Source organism: uncultured Intestinimonas sp. (genome assembly GCF_944387725.1).
In the GTDB taxonomy this organism is placed as follows: Bacteria; Bacillota; Clostridia; order Oscillospirales; family Oscillospiraceae; genus Intestinimonas.
This window is the reverse complement of sequence record NZ_CALXGA010000109.1, coordinates 1-3,396: the sequence shown is the minus strand read 5'-3', so window position 1 is coordinate 3,396 and position 3,396 is coordinate 1. Positions and strand designations below refer to the sequence as shown.

At 63.5% G+C, this 3,396-nt stretch carries 4 protein-coding genes; 2 read left to right on the top strand and 2 right to left on the bottom strand.

The genetic code is table 11. From position 1 onward, the window contains the following. Together Q0K09_RS10605 and Q0K09_RS10600 are read right to left on the bottom strand one after the other, a co-directional pair. On the bottom strand, positions 1-785 hold a 785-nt coding region (locus Q0K09_RS10605; RefSeq protein WP_294476191.1), incomplete at its 3' end, for a ribose-phosphate pyrophosphokinase. A gap of 573 nt (positions 786-1,358) precedes the next feature. Next, positions 1,359-1,853, bottom strand: coding sequence for an HD domain-containing protein (locus Q0K09_RS10600; RefSeq protein WP_294476188.1), 495 nt, complete (start codon positions 1,851-1,853; stop codon positions 1,359-1,361). A 351-nt stretch (positions 1,854-2,204) separates the two neighbouring features. Between Q0K09_RS10600 and Q0K09_RS10595 the strand changes: the two genes are divergently transcribed. Both Q0K09_RS10595 and Q0K09_RS10590 read left to right on the top strand, forming a co-directional pair. Continuing rightward, positions 2,205-2,573, top strand: a complete 369-nt coding sequence (locus Q0K09_RS10595; RefSeq protein ID WP_294476185.1) for a GntR family transcriptional regulator — start codon at positions 2,205-2,207, stop codon at positions 2,571-2,573. Continuing rightward, positions 2,570-3,396 (top strand): ABC transporter ATP-binding protein (locus Q0K09_RS10590; protein ID WP_294476182.1); only part of this gene is annotated, 827 nt, incomplete at its 3' end. The genes Q0K09_RS10595 and Q0K09_RS10590, both read left to right, overlap by 4 nt.

Genomic DNA, 3,396 nt, shown 5'->3' with positions numbered 1-3,396 from the left:
GGGCCGGAGAGGACGCCGTGGGAGGCGCAGGCGGTGACCGACTTGGCCCCGCCGATCTCCACCAGGGCCTTGGCCGCTCCGCACAGAGAGCCGCCGGTGTCCACCATGTCGTCCAGGAGGATGACCCGCATGTCCCGCACGTCTCCGATGATGTTCATCACTTCGGAGGAGTTTGCCTTCTGCCGGCGCTTGTCCACAATGGCCAGCGGCATATCCAGCTTCTGGGCGAAGGCCCGGGCCCGGGCCACGGAGCCCACGTCGGGGGAGACCACCATCACCTCCTCGTGGCAGCCGGCGTATTTCTCCATAAAGTGGTGGACAAAGATGGGGGAGCCCAGCAGGTTGTCCACCGGGATGTCGAAGAAGCCCTGAATCTGGTTGGCGTGGAGGTCCATGGTCAGCACCCGGTCGGCCCCGGCCCGGGTGATGAGATTGGCCACCAGCTTGGCGGAGATGGGGTCCCGGGGCTTGGTCTTGCGGTCCTGGCGGGCATAACCGAAATAGGGGATCACTGCGGTGACCCGTCCGGCGGAGGCCCGGCGCATGGCGTCAATCATGATAAGGAGCTCCATCAGGTTGTCGTTCACCGGGGAGCAGGTGGACTGGACCACGAAGACGTCGGAGCCCCGGACGGTCTCGTAGATGGAAACCGACTTCTCCCCGTCAGAGAAGGTACCCACCTCGGCGTTGCCAAGCTGGGTACCCAGTTTTTTGCAGATGTCCCGGGCCAGCTTGGGGTTGGAGTTGCCAGCGAAGATCTTGATGTCCTTGCCGTGTGCGATCATTTCAGCATCCCTCACAAATCTTTCTATTCTCGTTCCGTTTGACAGATCCTATCCCTGTGATCTGATTGCAGCGCGGGCTCCGCCGTCCGGGTCCTGGACCGGCGCACCACCGGGAACCCCGTTCCACGGCGGACTCTGAGGTGGCGGAGCGCCAGGCCTTGTTTGATCCTTTCCATGTGGAGAAGGTTCAAACAAGCCCTTAGGGCTTGTTTGAAAAATGTCAACATGCCCAATCAGCGGGTCTTTTCTCCCCTGGACGGCGCAATTTTTCCTTGAAATCCGCCAGGATTCCTGCGAAAAAATTGTTTGCCAGCGGCCCAAAATCCCTCCCTGCTGGACACATCGCCAATTTTCAAACAAGCCCTAGGCCGCCTCACGAAAAAGGCCGGGCGCAGACATTTCCGGGTCCACCCGGTGATGTAAGCCCATTATAACAGAGTGCGGCGCGTTTTGCACCCAAAACAGGAAAAAATTTTACTGGGACAAATTTCCGCTCCGAAAAAGCGGACAGACCCCCTCCGCCAGCGGTCAGGCTGGACGAAGGGGGTCTGTTTGGCTCCGGCGGAGGGAACCTTACGCGGCGGCCAGACGGCGGCGCCGGCGGTCCCGGTTTCTGAGGTAGTGGTAGATGCGGCAGACCTCGGCGGTAGCGCAGAGCTTATCGGCCAGGTTCACCACCAGGGCCTCCTTGTACCGGGGCATTTTCTTGGCCAGGGGCCACATGTGGGAGACAATGATGTTCTCCTCCATGGGGGTGAGGCTTCCGCACAGGGCCCAGGCGTTTTTCAACGCCGCCACAGGGTGGGCGAAGCACTGGTTGCCCTGGTACTGGGTCTTATCCCTGGGGTCGTAGAGGTAGAGGTCGTGCAGGAGCCCCGCCCGGGCCGCCGCCCGGGCGTCCAGCCCCCACCGCCGGGCCAGCCGGAAGGCCACATAGGACACGAAAACCGAGTGCTCGTAGCAGCTCGTCCCCGGGTGGTGGGGGATGTCTCTCATAGACTGTACCTCTGGGGTGTCCAGCAGGTCCCGGACACACTGGAGAAAGGCGCGGTAGCTTGTGTGGTGCATGGGAATCACCTGACCTCCTTGTCACATCATGGGTCAGGAGCGGCGGGATTGCCGTTCCACCCCTATTATAGACCTCTTTTTTCAAGTTGTCATGGGGAATTTCAGGAGAGACGAAAAATCGTTATAAATTTTTAAGACATTCCCGGCGGAGGGCGGCTATAATCAAACTGTACTAAGCGGATTGGTACAGTTGGGGGCGGAGTCCCTCCGGGGGGCAAGGGCCTCCCTTGGGGTCCGGCGTCCCGCTGGAACGGGTTCCCGGCAACCTGCCGGAGGACCGCCTGCCCGGCGGGACGCCGGACCCACGGGGGGCGGGAGCCCTCCACCATCATCCGAAAGGAGGCCGGAACATTGTTCAGCCTGAATTACCGGGACGCCCGGCCCATTTACGAGCAGGTCAGAGACGGCCTGCGGCATCTGGTGGTCACCGGAGCCATCCGGGAGGGGGATCAGTTCCCCTCTGTGCGGGCCCTGGCGGCCTCCCTGGCCATCAACCCCAATACCATCCAGCGGGCTTATGAGTCCCTGGAGCGGGAGGGCTACCTCTACACCGTGGCGGGCAAGGGGGCCTTCGCCGCCCGGAAGGCCGACGTGGCCGGAGAGCGGCGGGAGCGGCTGCTGCGGCAGTTCGATGAGGCCGCCGCCGAGCTCCTCTTCCTGGGCATGACGGTCGAGGAGCTGGGGCGCCGGGTGGCCGGCGCAAAGGAGGGAGCGAAATGATTCAAGTCAAAAACGTGGTCAAGACCTTCGACGGGGTCCGGGCCCTGGACGGGCTCACCATGACGGTCCCCAAGGGGTCCATCTACGGCCTGGTGGGGCCCAACGGGGCGGGAAAGTCCACCATCCTCCGGCATATCACCGGCATCTACCGCCAGGACGCCGGGGAGGTGCTGGTGGCCGGAGAGCCGGTCTATGAAAACCCGGCGGTAAAGGCCAAAATGAGCGCCATCCCCGACGAGCTCTACTACTTCCTCTCCGCCTCCACCCGGGACCTGATGCGCTTTTACCGGGGCTTCTACCCCCGGTTCGACCTCCAGCGCTACCAAGCCCTGAAGGAGGCCTTCTCCGCCGTGGACGAGACTAAGCCCATCCGCCGTCTCTCCAAGGGGATGCAGAAGCAGGCCGCCTTTTGGCTGGCCCTCTCCTGCCGGCCCCAGGTGCTGGTGCTGGACGAGCCGGTGGACGGCCTGGACCCGGTGATGCGCCGGCAGGTGTGGAGCCTGGTCCTCTCCGACGCGGCCGCGTACGGCGTCACCGTGCTGGTCTCCTCCCACAACCTCCGGGAGCTGGAGGACGTCTGCGACCGGGTGGGCATCCTCTCCCACGGGAAGGTGCTGGTGGAGCGGAGCCTCACGGAGCTCCAGGAGAACCTGGTGAAGATGCAGGTGGTCTTCCAGGAGAAAGAGCTCCCCAAGCTCCCCACCGACCTGGAGGTCCTCCACGTCTCCCAGGTGGGGCGCATCCATACCCTCATCGTCCGGGGCAACGCCACCGACGTCACCAACCGCCTGGCGGTGTACGCCCCCATCCTCCTGGAGGCCCT

Bases quoted from the DNA above. Each gene is read 5' to 3' on its own strand.
- Q0K09_RS10600 (WP_294476188.1), bottom strand. From the start codon at position 1,853: ATGCACCACACAAGCTACCGCGCCTTTCTCCAGTGTGTCCGGGACCTG.